General features: G+C 42.7%; 11 protein-coding genes. 8 read left to right on the forward strand and 3 right to left on the reverse strand.

All coding sequences use genetic code 11. The features are described from left to right. Positions 1 to 17: 17 nt before the first annotated feature. The 5 genes from MD536_RS17265 to MD536_RS17285 all read left to right on the forward strand — a co-directional run bounded on the left by MD536_RS17265 (position 18) and on the right by MD536_RS17285 (position 10,494). Complete coding sequence (locus MD536_RS17265; RefSeq protein WP_239602407.1) at positions 18 to 1,802, forward strand: RagB/SusD family nutrient uptake outer membrane protein; 1,785 nt, start codon at positions 18 to 20, stop codon at positions 1,800 to 1,802. Between the two features lie 95 nt (positions 1,803 to 1,897). Further along, positions 1,898 to 3,349, forward strand: coding sequence for a vanadium-dependent haloperoxidase (locus tag MD536_RS17270; RefSeq protein WP_239602408.1), 1,452 nt, complete (start codon positions 1,898 to 1,900; stop codon positions 3,347 to 3,349). Between the two features lie 20 nt (positions 3,350 to 3,369). Continuing rightward, on the forward strand, positions 3,370 to 6,696 hold the full coding sequence (locus tag MD536_RS17275) for a VCBS repeat-containing protein (protein ID WP_239602409.1): 3,327 nt from the start codon (positions 3,370 to 3,372) through the stop codon (positions 6,694 to 6,696). Between the two features lie 2 nt (positions 6,697 to 6,698). Continuing rightward, positions 6,699 to 8,756 (forward strand): thioredoxin domain-containing protein, encoded by a 2,058-nt coding sequence (locus tag MD536_RS17280; protein ID WP_239602410.1) that lies wholly within the window; start codon positions 6,699 to 6,701, stop codon positions 8,754 to 8,756. Positions 8,757 to 8,823: 67 nt separating this feature from the next. Continuing rightward, positions 8,824 to 10,494, forward strand: coding sequence for a glycoside hydrolase family 43 protein (locus MD536_RS17285; RefSeq protein WP_239602412.1), 1,671 nt, complete (start codon positions 8,824 to 8,826; stop codon positions 10,492 to 10,494). A gap of 1 nt (position 10,495) precedes the next feature. On the opposite strand, the gene MD536_RS17290 is transcribed toward MD536_RS17285, so the two are convergent. Genes MD536_RS17290 through MD536_RS17300 form a run of 3 tightly spaced genes read right to left on the reverse strand, consistent with a single transcriptional unit; the run spans position 10,496 to position 13,812 of the window. After that, positions 10,496 to 11,698, reverse strand: coding sequence for an MFS transporter (locus tag MD536_RS17290; RefSeq protein WP_239602414.1), 1,203 nt, complete (start codon positions 11,696 to 11,698; stop codon positions 10,496 to 10,498). Between the two features lie 55 nt (positions 11,699 to 11,753). Then, a complete protein-coding gene (locus MD536_RS17295) occupies positions 11,754 to 12,320 on the reverse strand; it encodes a Crp/Fnr family transcriptional regulator (RefSeq protein ID WP_239602416.1) in 567 nt (188 codons plus the stop codon). Positions 12,321 to 12,336: 16 nt separating this feature from the next. Further along, the gene (locus MD536_RS17300; RefSeq protein WP_239602418.1) at positions 12,337 to 13,812 is read right to left on the reverse strand and encodes an arylsulfatase; all 1,476 of its coding nucleotides are present in this window, start codon (positions 13,810 to 13,812) and stop codon (positions 12,337 to 12,339) included. A 144-nt stretch (positions 13,813 to 13,956) separates the two neighbouring features. Here MD536_RS17300 and MD536_RS17305 point away from each other — a divergent pair, with 144 nt between their 5' ends. The 3 genes from MD536_RS17305 to MD536_RS17315 all read left to right on the forward strand — a co-directional run bounded on the left by MD536_RS17305 (position 13,957) and on the right by MD536_RS17315 (position 19,171). Continuing rightward, complete coding sequence (locus MD536_RS17305; protein WP_239602420.1) at positions 13,957 to 14,544, forward strand: RNA polymerase sigma factor; 588 nt, start codon at positions 13,957 to 13,959, stop codon at positions 14,542 to 14,544. Between the two features lie 67 nt (positions 14,545 to 14,611). Then, a complete protein-coding gene (locus MD536_RS17310) occupies positions 14,612 to 15,724 on the forward strand; it encodes a FecR family protein (protein ID WP_239602422.1) in 1,113 nt (370 codons plus the stop codon). Between the two features lie 174 nt (positions 15,725 to 15,898). Beyond that, entirely contained in the window at positions 15,899 to 19,171 is a 3,273-nt protein-coding gene (locus MD536_RS17315; protein WP_239602424.1) for a SusC/RagA family TonB-linked outer membrane protein, read from the forward strand. Positions 19,172 to 19,183 lie beyond the last annotated feature (12 nt).

Consider the following 19,183-nt stretch of genomic DNA (forward strand, 5'->3'; position numbering starts at 1 on the left):
CCGAAAAAAATCAAACGATGCGTATAAAAATAATTAACTACAGTTTAGTTCTTGCCCTGATTTCAGTTATTGCGGCAGGATGTAGCAAGGTGTTGGATGAACAGCCCAGAGCGGGAATTGATCCATCCTATTTCCGCACCCCGGAAGGTATCCAGGGTGGTATTGCAGGTATTTATTCTTCCTTTCGCGGTCATTGGGGTACACAAATTTTCACACAGCTTTTTAATGCGGGTAGTGATGAATTTCAGAAAGGAGCGGCAGCGGACGTGCAGCATTGGTACACTTTCAATAATGCTCAGATCAGGACAGAAGCAAACAACTATGCCGGTTTCTGGAATTCCATGTTCATTAATATTAATACAGCGAATGGTGTGCTCGAATATGGGGCTGCAGCAAATATGCCTGAAGCAACCAAAACCCAGGTATTGGCACAGGCTAAATTTTTGCGTGCGTTCTGCTATTTCTACCTCGTAACTACTTTTGGAGATGTTCCATTGCACGTTGACTTTAATACAGAAGAATCCACCGCAGATTCACGTGCTCCGGAAGGAGAAGTATATGCACAGATCATCAAGGATTTAACGGAAGCTGCACAGGATCTTCCTAACCTCCCTGCGCCTGGAACAGGTAAACCAGCTACCAAGGCAACTGCTTTGTTTCTGCTTTCCAAAACCTATTTGTGGAGAGGCTGGTCAACTGCTGCACAGTCTGGTGATTTCAACAGTGCCTACACTATTGCAAAAGACCTGATTGATAACAAGGCTCAGTACGGTTTAGACCTGTTACCTTATTTCCCGTCTGTGTTTAAGGAAGGAAATGAGTACAGTCCGGAAGTGCTGATGGTAATTGATCGTACCAAGGATCTTAAATTTGGCCAGAATTCAAATCCGGGAACTTTTGCCTCCAATCCTCAGGAGAACAAATCGAATTTCTTCTTTCGCCCCAACTATCCTGCGATTAATGCCAACTATCCGGCAGGTGGTGGAGCCAATCTTACAGTGCGTGATGTAAACAATGGAAGACCTTTCCAGCGGATTCGTCCCAATACCCGGTATGTCATTGATGTGGCTTTCGCTAATCGGGAAACAGATTCCCGTTATGATGGCACCTTCCAAACAGTATGGTTATCGAATAGTTCTCCTATGTCTGCTGTGGGTTCACCTGGTGCTACTACTCCGCGTGGTCAATTGATCAATGGTGTCGATACATCCATCTGGATGGCTGACAGGGTGGTAACCAGCCAGGAAAGAGCTAACTTCAAAGGAGTAATTTTTGAACCGGAGCATCTGCCAGGCGCCACTGTTCGATACACTGCCAGTTATTATCCAAATCTTCGCAAATGGGATGATTCTACCAGGGCCGATATGAATGATTACTCGGATCGCCCATTCATACTCTTCCGTTTTGCAGAAGTATATCTGATAGCAGCTGAAGCAGCTATTCAGGGAGGTGCAACTCCACAGGATGCTGCGGCCTTAATAAATGTATTGAGGACAAGAGCCGCACTTAAACTGAATCAAACCCCGGCTGAATACAATGCGGCAGTTGCAGCTCAACAGGTTAGCGCAGCTGACATGACGATTGATTTTCTCCTCGATGAACGCAGCCGGGAACTCTTTGGTGAATATACCAGGTGGTGGGATCTGGCACGTACGAGAAGACTTGTACAACGTGTAAAAGCCTACAACCCTGAAGGTGCAGATGGGGTACAGGAACATCATCGGTTGAGGCCAATTCCCCAGGAGCAAATAGACCTGGTAACAGAAGGCCCGGCATTCCCGCAAAATCCTGGTTATGAATAATAAGTAAGAGGCTGAAAAGCATATGGCTTGGTTATCCATATTCTGGAACAGGAAGAATTTTTCTTCCTGTTCCTTTCCATTTTAAGCAGTTTAGTATGGTTAGGCATTTCTTCTTAATAGCGTTGCTTTTATTTTGCATACCCGGGTCTTCCCAACATTCGAGCCATAAAGAACCAACGGGAAAAGCCAATCGTGCGCATCAGTGGGGTGAAGTGATTATGACCTGCACCGCTAATGATACGGATCGTTTTCGGCCACGCCCCACCGTTACCTCCCGTTTTCTGGGACTTATCTGGACAGCTGCCTACGATGCTTGGTCGAGGTACGATGATAAAGCTGTTCCGGTTTATTTGTCTGATGTGAACCGTCGTCCGGCTGTTGAACGGACACTGAAAAACAAAGAGCTTGCGATTAGTTATGCAGTGTATCGGACTGCACTTATTTATTTTTATGCTGATTCGCTGCTGCTCAAAGAGACAATGATAAAAATGGGTTTGGATCCCTCTGATTTTTCACTTGACCCTGGTACTCCAATCGGTATTGGGAACCTTGCCGCGAAACAGGTAACCAACAAAAGGGCCCGTGATGGCTCTAATCAATTGGGTGATGCTCCAGATTCAGATGGAAAGGCTTACGCTGATTATACCGCGTATCAACCTGTAAACACTGCAGACAAATTAGTTGAGCTGGCGAGATGGCAGCCGAAATATTTTTCGGATGGAAAAGGAGGAAGATTTGCGCCAGCCTGCCTTACTCCTCATTGGGGGAGGGTAAAACCCCTATTGATTGATTCCGGTAGTCAGTTCAGACCGGGGCCGCCACCTGCAATTGGTTCTGAACAACTCAAAAATGAAATCCGCCAGGTGGTGGAACTTCAGAGTAAACTTACAGATGAACAAAAAGCCCTGGTAGAATTTATGCGCGACGGTCCAAAATCTGTACAACAGGCAGGCCATTGGTTTATGTTTGGGCAGCAGGTTTCTATCAGAGATCAACACACCCTGGATCAGGATGTTCAAATGTTCTTTCTGATTGAAGCTGCGGCGATGGATGCCTTTATCGCATGCTGGGATGCCAAAATGCACTATGATTTTGCAAGACCTTATTCACTGGTTCATGATCTTTATGCAGATTCCATCATTCAGTTGTGGGCAGGTCCGGAAAAAGGTATGATACTGGCACCTGGCCGGGACTGGCGACCTTATTCTCCTGAAACCTTTTTATGTCCGCCTTTTCCCTCTTATGTATCTGGTCACAGTACCGTTAGTGCAGCCTGTGCAGAGATCCTTCGCTTATTCAAAGAAAATGATCATTTCGGACATCGTGTTACACTGCTACCTGGTGCATTAACAGAGCCGGATCGTACGGGAAAGCCTGTGGAATTGTTTTTTTCCAGTTTTACTGAAACAGCAGAAATGGCTGGAATTTCACGTGTAATGGGCGGCTATCATATTCAATCTGAAAATACAGAAGGATTGAAATTGGGCCGAAGCATTGCAGGAGCCATCTGGCATAAATACCGCAAACTAGCCGGAAAAAATGAATAGCTTGAAAAATACTGAACATCATGCCTGTAAATAAAATAGTTCGTGACCTGGGTTTGCTTTTTGCACTGATTAGCCTGTTAATTGCCTGTAATCAAAATGAGACTGGCAAGACTTCCGAAGCAAAAATATTCCGCAAAGTGCCATCCTCTGAAAGTGGTATCAGCTTTATGAACCTGGTGGATGAAAATTATCACAAAAACTATTTTGACAGTTTTGCTTATGTGTATAACGGTGCCGGAGTAGCAGTTGGCGATATTAACAATGATAGTCTGCCTGATATCTATTTTACTGGCAATGAAGTCCCCAATAAACTCTATCTGAATCTTGGGAATTTAAAATTCAAAGACATTACAACGGAAGCCGGTGTGGATGGAGCTGAAGGCTGGGACAATGGAGTTACGATGGTAGACATAAACAACGATGGTTTGATGGATATCTATGTGTGTAAAGGGGGATACAGGGATACAGATGCATCCAGAAAAAACCTCTTATATGTAAACCAGGGTAATCTGAAATTTAAAGAGATGGCCGCTTCCTATGGCATCGCCGACAGTGGTTATTCACAGCAGGCATTGTTTTTTGATATGGACAATGACAATGATCTGGATCTTTATATTGCTGCACGTCCGGACTCCTTTTATCTTGGATTGTCCCAGATGGTGAAAGGAAAAAGAAATCCTCCCGATCATAGCCGAAACAAACTTTACCGCAATGACCAGGACAGGTATACAGAAATCGGTAAACAGGCCGGAATCGGAAACACCTATGGATATGCGCTTTCTGTTACCAATGCAGATTTGAATAATGATGGATATGAGGACATTTTCATCTCCAATGATTATGCGGATAACGACTACATGTTCATTAATCAGGGGGATGGTACATTTAAAGACCAGATAAAAACAGCAACCAATCACAACTCCCTTTTTTCGATGGGCGCGGATATAGCCGACATCAATAATGACGGAAGGGAAGATATTATGGTAATGGAAATGTTGCCGGAGAATTATAAAAGATCCAAAGTATCGATGCCCCGCATGGATGTGGAAGGATTCTGGGCAATTGTTGACAGTGGATTCCAGCGTCAGTACATGCACAATGTTTTACACCTGAATCAGGGAAATCTTTTCTTCAGTGATATAGCTCAGCTTGCCGGAGTTTCTAAAACAGAATGGAGCTGGTCAACTTTACTGGCAGATTTTGATAACGACGGACAGCGTGACATATTTGTAGCAAATGGATACAGACGTGATTTGTTTGACGGAGATATTCTTGAAAAACAAAACGCATATGTAAAAGCAAATGTGCATAAATACACATCGGCTGATGATATGTTTGAGCGCGGCTTTAAAGAGTATATTGAAATCTATGATCCGATAAAAGTTCGTAATTATCTGTTCAAAAATACAGGTGATCTGCATTTTGAGAATGTATCGGAAAGCTGGGGATTTGAAGACAGTACTTTTTCAAATGGTGCAGCGATCGCTGATTTTGATAATGACGGTGATATTGACCTTGTGATCAACAACCTGGAAATGGAAGCTCACTTGTATGAAAACACATCCAATGGAAAACAACGTTTTCTGCAATTGAAACTGGATGGTCCAAAGGGGAATCCGGATGGGATTGGAGCAAAAATATCCTTGTATTATGACGGAAAAATGCAGCAGTATTTTGAGCAGAAAACAGTTAGAGGGTATTTGTCATCCAATGATCCTGGGATTCATTTTGGCCTGGGTCAAATTAAAAAGGTTGATAGCATAGTAGTCAGATGGCTGGATGGAAAGGAAAATAGAATACTTGGAACTGAAACAAATCAAAAACTAAATATTTCGTATGCTAATGCAGTAATTCCGGTCACCAGCCCTGCTCTTGCTCAGCCTTTATTTGTAGCAGAAAATGGTTTGCTTTCTGCTCCCTTCGTTCACAGCGAAAACGAATACGATGAATATAAAGATCAGATCCTTTTACCACATATGTTTTCAAGATCCGGACCATTCATTGCCCTGGGAGATGTAACTGGTGATGGAAAGGAAGATGTATTTGTTGGTGGGGCAGCCGGACAGGCAGGACGTTTATACATTCAGCAGGGCGATAAGTTACTGGCACAACAACTGGCCGTGTTTACCGAAGATGCTGCCTATGAAGACGAAGGTGTACTTTTTGCTGATATGGATGCTGATGGAGACCTTGATTTGTATGTGGTAAGCGGAGGGTCAGCCTTTCCGGAAGGCGCTGAACAATATCAGGACAGGCTCTATATCAATAATGGAAAGGGACAGTTTACCAAAAAGCAACTATTGCCTACAGCCAGTAGTGGATCCTGTGTTTCAGCCTCTGATTTTGATGGTGATGGAGATCTGGATATATTCAGAGGGGGCAGGGTAGTTCCTCACCGTTATCCATATGCGCCGAGGAGTTATCTCCTGGTAAATGAAAATGGAAAGTTGGTGGACCGGACAAAAGAACTGGCACCAACACTAGTTGAACCTGGAATGGTACATACTGCCTCCTGGGCTGATTTAGACGGAGATAAAAAAGCAGAACTGATTGTTTCCGGCGAATGGATGCCGATTCGGATTTTCTCTTATATGGGTGGCAAAATGGAAGAGCGTACAAGTCAATTCCAGTTAACCGGTACGGAAGGATGGTGGAATAAAATCATTGCAGCGGATATTGATCAGGATGGAGATCTGGATCTTATCGCAGGTAATCTCGGTGAGAATTATAAATTCAAAGCGAGTGAAAAGAAACCGTTCGAAGTCTATGCAAAAGATTTTGATAATAACGGAACAAATGACATTTTTCTGGCCAAATATAACGGAACTACGCAGGTGCCTATTCGTGGAAGAGAATGTACCTCGCAACAATGTCCGTTTATTGCAGAGAAATTTCCAACTTTCTTATCTTTTGCTGAATCCGATTTGAAAACAATTCTGGGTGATCAGATTGAATCGGCACTTCATTATAAAGCGCATCAGTTTTCGAGTATGCTATTTATTAATGAAGGGGGGAAGTTTACGCAACAACGATTACCTGTTGAAGCACAATTTTCAACCGTTAATGGAATTATAGTACATGATTTTGATGCAGATGGGTATACTGATATTCTATTATCCGGAAATAAGTTTGATGTAGAGGTGGAAACTACTCCGGCTGATGCATCACCGGGTTTGTTCCTGAAAGGAACCGGTAAACTTCAGTTTCAACCTTTAGGGATTGAGGAATCTGGCTTTTTTGTACCCTACAATGTGAAAGATATGCAATTGCTAAAGCGTGGCTCCGGGTATACGGTTATGGTTAGTTCGAATAACGATTCTCTACGCTCATTCAAACTTGTCAGATAGAAATGCGCTGGTTGCTGTTATACCTGTTTTTTTTAGGTGCCTGTAGAAATACCGACCTGAACCGACTGGCTTCAGCAAGCAGTCCGTATTTGAAGCAGCAAGCCGATAATCCGGTGGATTGGTATGAGTGGGGAGAGGTTCCATTGACAAAGGCAATGCAGGAGAATAAGCCATTACTAATTAGCATTGGTTACGCTTCCTGTCATTGGTGTCATGTGATGGAAGAAGAATCCTTTATGGATACTGCAGTAGCTAGAATAATGAATGAGCAATTCATCTGTATAAAAGTTGATCGGGAAGAACGTCCGGATATTGACCGGATTTATATGAATGCCTGTGAACTTATAAGTGGTAATGCAGGATGGCCGCTCAATGCTTTTGCGTTGCCCGATGGTAGTCCGTTTTACGCAGGTACCTATTACGAAAAAGAGAGCTGGAAATCATTACTGTTGCAGATTAGTAAAACCTATCGGCAACAGCCTGGCAAGGTAAAATTGCAGGCCCAATCACTTTCTCATGGCATATCACAATTGGAATTTTCAGTGATAGATACCTCGGTTATTAGCAACTCATTCACATCAACTGATTATTTGAAGATTTATTCCGCTGTTCAACACAGACTGGATTCGACTTTCGGTGGATTAAAAGGAGCCCCCAAATTTCCAAACGCACCTTTGCTCGAATATCAATTACAGCATGCTGCCATCACACAGGATACTGTCGCTTTACAACAGTTGCGTACTACCCTGTATAAAATGGCTTTGGGCGGAATCTATGATCAGTTGGAAGGTGGGTTTGCAAGGTATACAGAAGACAGTACCTGGGCAACGCCGCATTTTGAAAAAATGTTGTATGACAATGCACAGTTGATCAGTATCTATTCCCAAGCGTTTAAATTAACCCGCGATCCGCTGTTTGAAAAGGTTGCGAGGCAAACAATTGACTTCGTTTTTAACACATTAAAAACAGAAAAAGGTGCCTATTTCAGTTCCACCAACGCCGTTTCAGAAGAAGGTGAGGGTCATTACTATACCTGGACCTACAAAGAATTGGAAACACAGATCCCTGATTTTGTATCCCAGTTCAGTGCATATTACCAGGTTACTAAATCCGGAAACTGGAAAAACGGAAGATCGGTGTTAAGAGCTGGTTTTACAGAGAAGCAATTTGCTTTATTGAATAATTTGAATCCTGAAACATTTTCAGCTCAATTAGCAGCAGCCAATCAAAAACTGCTTGCTTACCGGGGTAAAAGAATAAAACCATCGGTGGATACAAAAATTATAATTTCCTGGAATACGCTGATGCTAATGGCATATACAGATGCTTATGCTGCATTTAATGACATTACTTACCTGAATAGAGCAACTCAGTTAGGGGAGTTGCTGGCAGCAGAAATGAATAAGGGTATTCGCCATATAATAGAAGCAGGGAAAGAGGAAGTATTCCTGGAAGATTATGTACTGTTAGGCAAGGCATTTCTGGCGTTGTACCAGCAGGATTTTAATAAGGATTGGCTATTCAGATCCGCCACTCTTTGTGAACAGTTCATTGAAAAATTCTATGATAAAGAGGCCGGTTTATTTTATTTTACCAGTTTGGAGAAAGGTTATCCGGTAATCCGGAAGATTGGTTTGGCTGATACGGAACTTCCTGCTCCAAATGCAAGTGCAGCAATTCTTTTGTATCAGATAGGCTGTTTATTTGATAAAAATGAATATCTGCAGCTTTCAGCCCACCTTTTTAATAAAATCAAATATGAATTAGTTGGGGATAAAGCTCCGTATTACGGTACATGGGCCAAATTGGCAGCCTGGTATGGGCATGGGACAAAGGAAGTGGCGATTGCAGGCTCCGATGCACTCCTATTAAATAAGGAGCTCCAGCAAAGCTATTTGCCGCTGGCTATTTTTCTTGGAACTGAAAAGGAGGAGTTCATTCCCCTCCTCAAAAACAAAGTTTCAATCAACAAAACAATGATTTATGTATGTGAAAAGGGTGTCTGTAAACGTCCTGTTGAAAATCCTCAACAAGCTTTAAAGCAAATCAATCAGAAGTAAAACATTTCTTCCATTTAAATCGACAAAATTACTATCAGCTAGAATAGTTCACTACTAATTTTAAGTTATGAAAAGAGTTCTATGTTGGATGCTTATGTTGCTACTCATACAACAAGTAAGTGCCCAGGAAACCAAAACCTACACAAATCCGATTTTGACTGGATTTTATCCTGATCCCAGTATTTGTCGTGCAGGCGATGATTATTACATTGTGAATTCATCATTTGCATATTATCCGGGATTGCCTATTTTTCATAGTCGTGATCTGGTAAGCTGGAAACAGATCGGTCATGCTTTGGATCGGCCGGAACAATTACCATTAATTGGTGCAGGAGTTTCGAGAGGACTGTTTGCGCCATCCATCAGTTATTATAAAGGGATATTTTATATCGTTTGTACGCTGATTGATAAAGGAGGTAATTTTGTCATTACGGCAACCAATCCAGCCGGACCCTGGAGTAATCCGGTATACATAAAAGAAGTAAATGGAATAGATCCTTCTTTGTTTTTTGATGAAACAACGGATAAATCTTACATCATTTACAACAGTGATCCTCCCAATCGGAAGACGCTATGGAATGGCCATCGGACCATCCGGATGTATGAATTTGATTACAGGGCTAAAAAGGTGGTAGGTGAAGAGATGTTAATGGTGAATGGTGGTGTAGATACTTCCAAACATCCGGTATGGATTGAAGCCCCGCATATTTACAAAATAAATGATTGGTATTATCTAATGTGTGCAGAAGGAGGTACCGGTTACAATCATTCTGAAGTTATATTCAGAAGTAAGTCGGTAACAGGTCCTTTTCAACCCTGGGATCAAAATCCAATCCTAACACAACGACATTTGGACCGATCCAGGAAAAATCCTATTACAACTGCAGGACATGCAGACCTGGTAGAAACTCCGCAGGGTGAATGGTATGCGGTTTTTTTAGGATGTCGTCCCTATGAAGGGGATCATTACAATATTGGACGCGAAACCTACTTAACACCGGTAACCTGGACAGCGGATGGCTGGCCGGTGATAACCAAAGGAGAGGAAGAAGTACAGTATCGATATCCGTTACCAAAAGGTGTTAAGGGGCAACCGGATAATGCATTTAGCGGCAATTTTACCTTTAAGGATGATTTTAAAGAGAACGCATTGAATGTACGTTATACGTTTCTCCGAACAGTAACTGAGAACTGGTATTCAACAACCAGCCAGCCTGGTTGGCTGGAGATTTCGCTTCGTCCGCATACAGTAAGCGGACGAGATAATCCATCATTTATTGGATTTCGGCAGCATCATCATGAAGCAAGCGCCAGTGTCAAAATGAAATTTTCTGCCACAACTGAAAAGGAGAAAGCAGGGTTGGTCATTTTTCAGAATGAAACACATTTTTATTATTTGTGTAAATCTGTTGAATCAGGCAAACCGGTTGTGCAATTGTATAAATCCGACAAGGATAGTATGCAATTACTGGTATCAAAACCGGTTACCAATAATAAAGAAGCTGTTTATCTTAGGATTGAACCTAATAAAGCAGTGTACACATTTTCCTGGTCGCAAGATGGAAAGCGTTGGGAAACTTTGAAAGAGCTGGATGGTCGCTTTTTGAGTACGGCTACTGCGGGTGGGTTTGTAGGCGCTGTTTTCGGATTGTATGGAACTTCAATGGGTCAGCAGACCACCAATAAAGCTTCGTTTGACTGGTTTGAATACACTGGTAAGGATGCTGTATTTAGGTGATTTATTGTATCGTCATGCGAAAGCGTATAATCATGGCTGATAGAAAGGTGAGCAGCGCTACTGCATATATGGCAATATCCAGGTCAAAAATATCAGCCAATAATCCAGTTAACAAGGCTCCAACAGCATAACCCAGATCGCGCCAGAGCCGGAAAATTCCAATGCTGGCGGCGCGGTCTTTGGGGTGTGTGCAATCTGCAATGGTGGCTAAAAAGGTTGGGTACACCATCGCGGTACCTAATCCCAATAGAACCGATAAGGAAATATAATGCGTTATTGTTACTGCAACCGGGAAAAGTACAAGTGCAAGTGCTTGTAATAACATGCCCATAAACAAGAGTTTTTTCTTGCTGTACAGGTCTGCCAGATGCCCGGTGAACAGTTGCGCAAATCCCCATACCGCAGGATAGATGGCAGTAATGAGCCCGATTTGTCCGATGCTGAATCCTTTGAAGGCAAGCAGTAGGGGAAAGAGTCCCCATGCCATACCATCATTCAGGTTATTGATCAGTCCGGCTTGTGTAACAGCACCCAGGTTAGGATCAGACCAGGTTGTTTCGCGGAAAAGTTGTTTTCGAATGGGTATCGTACTATCGGCTGCTTCTTTTGCTACATGGTGAACTGTGTCTTTGACCAGGAAAATACTGGTCATCAATCCTGCCATTGCTAATACAATACCGGTATAAAAAGGAATGGGTCGGATACCATACTGGCCTGCGAGCCATCCGGTTAGAAAGGCTACGGCTGCAACAGCCAGATAACCTGCGAATTCATTAAGGCCCATTGCGAAGCCTCTTTTTTTCTCACCCACAAGGTCAATTTTCATTACCACCGTACTGCTCCAGGTAAGTCCCTGGTTGATACCCAGCAATATATTGGCGGCGATGATCCAATTCCAGGAAGAGGCGTAGATCAGTAGAAAAGGAACCGGCAAACCAATGATCCAACCGGCAATGAGTAAGCGCTTTCTGCCGAATCTGTTGGCCAATGTTCCGGTAAAATAATTGGTCAGTGCTTTCACTACACCAAACACGACAATAAAAGAGAGAATGGCGGTTTTTGCTGCCATCTGGAAAGCCTGTTCGGCAAGTAAAGGCAGGATAGATCGTTCGAGTCCGACCATTCCACCCACAAAGGCATTCACGATCACCAGCAGGGTGAACTGTTTCCAGTTTTCTATTAATCCAAGTTGAATGGAATGCATGTATATGCAAAGTTCCATTCGATTGCAGCCTGCAGATTTATCAAATGATAAAAAATCAACGGACTGCACGGATCCTGCTAAGGCTAACCTGGGTAATGCCCAGGTAGGAAGCGATGTATTTAAGGGGAACACGGTTGATTAAATCGGGACTGCTTTCAAGCAGGCTCTTGTAACGCTCTTCAGCACTGTTGAACTGGAGTGATTCAATCCGATTGATGGTGTCGATGTAGGCAGCTTCTATAATTTTTCGGAAAAGGCGTTCGATTTCGGGATAGGCATCAAAGAGGGCAAAAAACTTTTGCGAATCAATGGCAATCAGATCCGCAGTCTCCAACACCTGGATACCTTTTCGGCTAGGCCTACCCGTGAATAAACTTTCGGCGCGGGCGATGATGCTGTTCTCAAAATAAAAACCTTCGGTTATATCAATTTCATCTTTGAGGTAATAAATGCGTGCTATGCCGTTTTGCAGGAAGTATATAGTCTGGCAGGTTTGACCAATATGCTGAAGATTTTTGTTCTTCTGAATGGTGATGGGTTTACAAATGGTAGTGATTGCCTGTTCCGCTGTTTCGGAAAGTGATTGAAATTGATTGAAGTATTGTTGAAGTGCCCGATTCATGTCAGTACAATGTTACCTAAAAATTCCACGAAGCCAAGGGACTATCCTGCCGTTCACGGACAACAATCGTATCAAAGAGTTGCAACAGTTCAGGGTGTTGAGAAGCGAGGTCTGTTGTTTCTGCCGGGTCTTTGGACAAATCAAACAATTGCCAGGGAGCTGCCGGATTATTTTTCAGACCGGTTTTCACTCCTTTCCAGTTCCCATATCGAATAGCGCGTTGCCCGCCTTTTTCCGGGTACTCAAAATAGAGAAATTCATGTTGTTGTTGCTCCTTATTGTTGCCCAGCAGGGTAGGCAGAATGGAAATGCCATCATTGGGCGGGGCTGTGGCTCCTGTAAGATCTGCGAGGGTAGCCATGAGGTCGTATTGAACCGATACCAGATCTGAAACGGCTCCAGCTTCAATTTTTCCCGGCCAGCGCGCAATGAATGGCATACGGATACCGCCTTCGTACAAATCCATCTTTAATCCCCTGAAGCCTGCTGCACTGTTGAAAAAGCGGGCATCAACACCTCCATTAAATGTAGCACCGTTATCACTACTGAAACAAATCAGAGTGTTTTCTTCAAGTCCTAGTTCTTTAATCAGTGACATTATTTTTCCTACCTGTTCATCCAGGTAAGAAATCATTCCGGCATAGGTGGAAAGTGGATATTTACTAGGAGTGTATCCTTGCTGTCCATAGTATGGTTGTTCTTCAAATTGTCCTTTATAAACATTTACCCATTTTTCCGGAACCTGCAGGGAGGCGTGAGGAATGGTGTAGGGGAGGTAGAGAAAAAATGGTCCGGATTTTTTTTCCCGAATGAATTGTTCCGCTTTTTCAGTCATTTTATCGGGTGCATAATCTTTACCAATAAAGGTAGCAAATGCATCATCCGTTGCACTGTCAGGTGAAAGTTTACGATGTACATAAAAATAGGGTTGATCCAGTGTGTCCCATTTCCCGTTTTCCCATAAGTGCGAGGGGTAATAATTGTGCGCCTGCTTCTGATCAAGGTATCCATAACTGTAATCAAATCCGTGCAGGAGGGGATTTCCTTCTGTGTTGGCCATTCCTAGTCCCCATTTGCCGATAATAGCCGTACTGTATCCTTTTGTTTTTAAAACATCTGCAATTGTAACAGCTACTTTCGGAAGCGGAAATTGGCCGCGTTCAGCAGTATCCGCAAACCCACCTAGTTCATGATTGCCGCGAATGAAGGAATGTCCTCCATGTAAACCGGTCAATAACATGGCACGGGCTGGTGCACAAACCGGAGTAGACGTATAATGTTGGGTAAAGCGCATCCCTTCAGCAGCCATGCGGTCGAGATGCGGTGTTTTGATTTTTGTCTGCCCATAACTACCTAATTCTCCGTAACCCAGGTCATCTGCATAAATGTAAATGATGTTGGGGATAGCAGGTGTTTTGTTCGTAGGAACTTTGCAGGCTATAAATGCTGCTGTTAGGCAAAACAGAAAGAGTAGTTTGGCAGGCGATCTCATACTGATCTTTTTGAAGATTATAAATATCCTTTTTTATCTCCATCGATTTTTGAACAAACGTTTGCATTTGTAAGTGTTGTCAAGACTTGATATATTCAACATACGGTTACTGCTAATAACCGGGTTAACCAAACTCTGATTGCCATGTATCAGGATCAACGGCCACCATACGACTGCGAGCGGTTGTACCGGTATTTTGAGGAGGTGTATGAACAGCTTCTACAAATCGGAAGAACCCGCCAACTGGATGAATGGGTTCAAAAAGACCTGATTCATGAACTGTTTCTGTCCTTTTACGAGAAACAGGTTGATTTCGATACAATCAGTTATCCGAATTCCTATATCATTACTTCTTATAAACGAAAGATCATTGATCTTTTTCGGGAATTGCAAAAGTATTCCCAGGATGATAACTGGGTGAACCACCCTCTCACCCTCATCCCATCCCCGGAAACAACCCTCATGGAAAAGGAATCCATGCAGGAATTGACGCGGTTGGTCAGGAAAGCATACGACCAATTGCCGGAGCGTTGTAAGCGGGCCATCTTTCTGAAATACTATAAAGGGTTATCTGTTTCAGCTATTCAGGCAGAAACTGGCTGGTCGGCTCAAAGCATCTACAATTACTTATCCATTGGATTAAAGCAGTTGAAAGCTGAACTGGTGGTGCATCCAAATCTGGCAACTGGCGGGACGTCCATGCTGCTTTTATTCCTTTTCGCAACGAGTTAAAAAAACTTCATAAAAAGCAGGTAGATTCCTGTTTGCTTTCCGTCTTATCCTCATAACGCTACTTGTGATGGATAAAAAAACAAGGGATCAGTTATTGGAAGACGAATCATTTATTCGTTTTTGTACACGACCAACGGAATCAGACAAATCTCATTGGGCTGCTTACCTGGCTAACTATCCGGAAGAGTGGGCGACGGTGGAAGATGCCAGGCAGCTGCTAGTATCGCTGTATGGTGTACTTAAAGAAGAGGACAGAAAACAACAACTCGACCGGCTAAAGCAGTCTATTGCTGAACAAATTCCGGAAATCAAGTCAGCTGTTCCGGTTAAACGCTGGTTGGCTTATGCAGCGGCAATTTTGTTGCCGGCACTGATCTTGTACCAATGGTTTGGAAACTCGACCCAGCCACCCGCTACCCAGCCCCCAAAAATACTGGTAAAAAAAGCTTCGGATACCAAAAGGCTTACTGCCAGTCAACAATACCAGACAACAGCTGGAGGAAAACAATCACTGGTGTTACCTGATGGGTCAACAGTGGTATTAAATACCAATTCCACTCTAACCTTATCTACTTCATTTGGCAGTACGAACCGAACTGTTCAACTGATTGGTGAAGCTTTTTTTGATATAAAACATGATCCAGCTACTCCTTTTTTTGTAACCACCCCAAAGTTCACCGTAAAAGTTCATGGTACCGCATTTAATGTGAGGGCATTTAAGGGGGCCCGGCAGGTGGAAGCAGCATTAATCAGAGGATCGGTTGAAGTGATTTTACCTGCACAAAAGAATCGGTCCATATTTCTGGAACCCAACCAAAAGTTGGTATTGGAAGATAAGGATCTTACTCCGGCTTCAGTATCCGGTTCAGCCAGGGATATACTTCAGCCAATTGCTACAGTGCTACCCATCACCATTGGCAAAGATGGTAATTCCATAATTGAAACTATATGGACACGCAACTCCCTTGAAATCAACGATGAACGCTTTGATCAACTCAAAGAAAAATTTGAAAGATGGTTTCAGGTCCAGCTTGTTTTTGAAGACGAAGCCATTAAACAATACCGATTTACTGCCTTTTTTGAGAATATACCTCTGGATCAGGCCCTCGAGGCAATGCAGTTATCCAATTCCTTTAGTTACGAATTGAACGATAAAACACTAAAAATCAGATCAAAATGACAGATAAATGAAAAGGGAGTTGCGCTCTCCCTTTTCCATTAGTTTAACCCACAGAAGCAGTGTTCAATTGGAGTTGGCAACTGCTCTGTATAAAACCAGAACAAAAGTATGAAAAAAACAAAGGACCGCACGTGCCCTTTCCTGCCAAGGCAAGTGCTAAAAACACTGCTGCTTATGAAGTTAACGATCGCATTTATGCTGGTTACCTGTTTACAGGTGTCTGCAAATTCCTATTCGCAGGACCGAATTTCTGTGAATTTTTCTCAAACTCGCCTCAAAAAAGCACTGAAAGAGATTGAACAGCAATCTTCTTACCGTTTTGTTTATAGCAGCGATAAGATCCCCGGTAATGTAACCGTTGATTTTAAAGGGGAGAATGTTCGTGTAGTCGAAATTTTAGGATCGATCCTTGCTGCCAATGAATTAAAATTTAAGGAGCTGCCGAACCGAATTATAGTAATTACTGCTTCCGGTTCAGAGGATCAGAATAAAACGATCACAGGTAAAGTAACTGGCCCCAAAGGTGAACCCTTATCTGGAGCTACGGTTCAGGTAAAGGGAAGTTCTTTAGTTACCACTACGGATGATGCCGGTCAGTTTTCAATAGCAGTTCCTGACAATGATGCAATTCTAATGGTTTCTTATGTTGATATGCAAACTGCAGAAATCAGGGTTGGAGTAAATACAAGTCTTATTGTCCAGTTAAAAGCAGTGGATCAGTCGATGAATGAAGTGGTTGTTGTTGGATACGGTACTCAGAAAAAAGTAAGCATGACCAGTGCTGTTACCCAGGTTAAGGGTGAGGATCTGGTAAGAAGACCGGTTTCCAATTTGCAGCAGGCATTACAAGGGCAGGCTCCTGGACTAACGGTATTAGACCGGGGAGGAGAGCCGGGCCGATCTGCAGCCACATTGCGCGTTAGAGGTATTACCACTTTCTCCGGAAATAGTTCCGGAAATAGTTCCCCGCTCATTATTGTAGATGGTGTGGAGCAACAGATGTTTAACCTGAATCCGGAAGATGTGGAAAGTATATCTGTATTGAAAGATGCATCCTCGACAGCCATTTATGGTTCACGTGCCGCAAATGGAGTGGTTTTGATTACAACCAAAAGAGCTAAAACCGGAAAAGTTCAGATCGCTTATAATGGATATTATGCCATTCAGAAATCTGTCAATCAGCCGGAAAATATGGAGCTGGAAAAATACATGCGCTACCAGCAGCTTGCATATACCAACCAGGGACTTACAATTCCCGCTCGTTATACTGACGAAAGTATCGATACATGGGTAAATTCTTCAGACCGTTATAAATATCCGGATGTAAATACCTGGTTCCAAACAGTGTTGAAAGCTGCACCACAGCATAGTCATAATGTTTCCTTCAGCGGGGGAAATGAATTTTCCCGTACTCGCGTGAGTATGCGCTATATGGACCAGGGAGGAATTGCTCCGAATTATAGCGCATCCATTCGGGAGATCCGGATTAATAATGATATGCAACTCCACAAACGGCTGAAAATGAGTGCAGACTTTAACTATCGGTATAATATGTCCAGAAGTCCTTTTGCATCTGATGTGTTCAACCGTTTTTTTCATGGAACATTGTTTGCAGCTCCAAAGTATCCGGATGGCACATACGGGCTTAGTCAACAGGGATTTAATCCGCTCCTGCTTGCGGAAAAATCAGGTAATAATAATATAGCCAGTAACTATTTTTACGCTTCTGGTAAAATGGAATACCAGTTGTTGAAAGGACTAACACTAAGTGCCCAGGTTTCTGCAGTTATGGATTTTACAGAGCAGAAAGCTTACCGGAATGCTGTAAATAATTTTGATTCGCTTACCGGAAGGCGATATCAGGTAGCAAATAACGCACTGACTGAAACACGTAATCGATATAGGGAAATTACAACCAACTATCTGGCGAATTATGCTACTAGTTTTGGTCGGCATGAATTGAAAGCGCTTGTTGGATTTTCAGAATTGTATAATAATGGCTATAACTTGTCGGCTTATCGGGAACGGTTTTACAATAATGACATCCAATCAATAGGACAGGGGGCCAATGATCCAACCAAGGATAATTCCGGAAATGAATATAAATTCGGATTGCGCTCTTATTTTGCCCGACTTAATTATTCTTTTGACCAGAAATATTTACTTGAAGTTAACGGCAGGTATGATGGTTCATCCAGGTTTACCGGCAACAAACAGTATAGTTTTTTCCCATCATTTTCTGCAGCCTGGAGAATCACAGAAGAGGATTTTTTTGATAATCTGAATTCACCATTTAATGAACTGAAGATTCGGGGGTCATGGGGGCAAACGGGTAATCAAACCGTTCCTCTCTACAGCTATTTTGCGTCATTGACACAGGGATCTTACACTTTTGGAGGCGTGGCTGCTCCAACTTTCTCCCAAACTGTTCTTGCTGATCCAAGTATATCCTGGGAAACCAATACACAAACTGATATTGGAATGGAAGGAAGCTTACTGGGCTATAAACTTTCTTTTTCAGTTGATTATTATAGAAAGAGAACCAGTGGAATCTTGCTGGCATTACCATTACCTGTAGTAACCGGTTTTACCTCTTCCAATCAGAATGCAGGTGTAATTGATAATAAAGGTTGGGAGATTTCACTGGGATATCGTAACAATGAACATAAACTTACCTATTCCATCGGTGCTAATGTTGCCATCAACCGAAACGAAGTAATTGATTTGAAAGGTGGTGGTCCGTTTATCAACAGTTCCTATGATTTAGATCCCCGCTATATTGTAAAAGAAGGATTACCCTACAATTCGCATTGGGGTTATAAAACGAATGGCTATTTTCAAAGCCAGCAGGAAATTGACAATTATCCAACGATTGCCCCCAATACAAAACCAGGTGATGTTAAGTATGTTGACCTGAATAAGGATGGAAGAATCAATGCTAACGACTGGACAGTAATTGGAAACCCGTTTCCCAAATATACATTTGGTGCAACTGCTGAACTGGGGTATCGGAATTTCTCATTGAACGTGCTTTTTCAGGGGGCTGCAGATGTTGATACAAGATTATCAGGAGCTTTGTCGGAGTATGGAATATTTGAAGGGTTTACACATAAAATTGTAACGGATAATTACTGGACACCGGAACGTCCAAATGCGCGCTTCCCCTTACCCCGAAAAAGTGATCAACGAAATGTAAATACATCAGACAGATTAATAATTGACGGTTCCTATCTGCGACTCAAAAACCTGCAGTTAAACTATGCTGTACCTGCTTCGTTTGTAAAAAGAGCAGGAATCAATTCGGCAAGATTTTATTTGTCTGGTACAAATTTGCTAACATTTTCAAAGTTGAACGAATGGAACCTTGATCCCGAAGCGGAATCAGGAAGAGGAATCTATTATCCCCAAACCAGTTTGTACACCTTAGGCCTAAACCTGAATTTTTAATTCGTCAACTTG

The organism is Flavihumibacter cheonanensis (assembly GCF_022352215.1).
Taxonomy (GTDB): domain Bacteria; phylum Bacteroidota; class Bacteroidia; order Chitinophagales; family Chitinophagaceae; genus Flavihumibacter; species Flavihumibacter cheonanensis.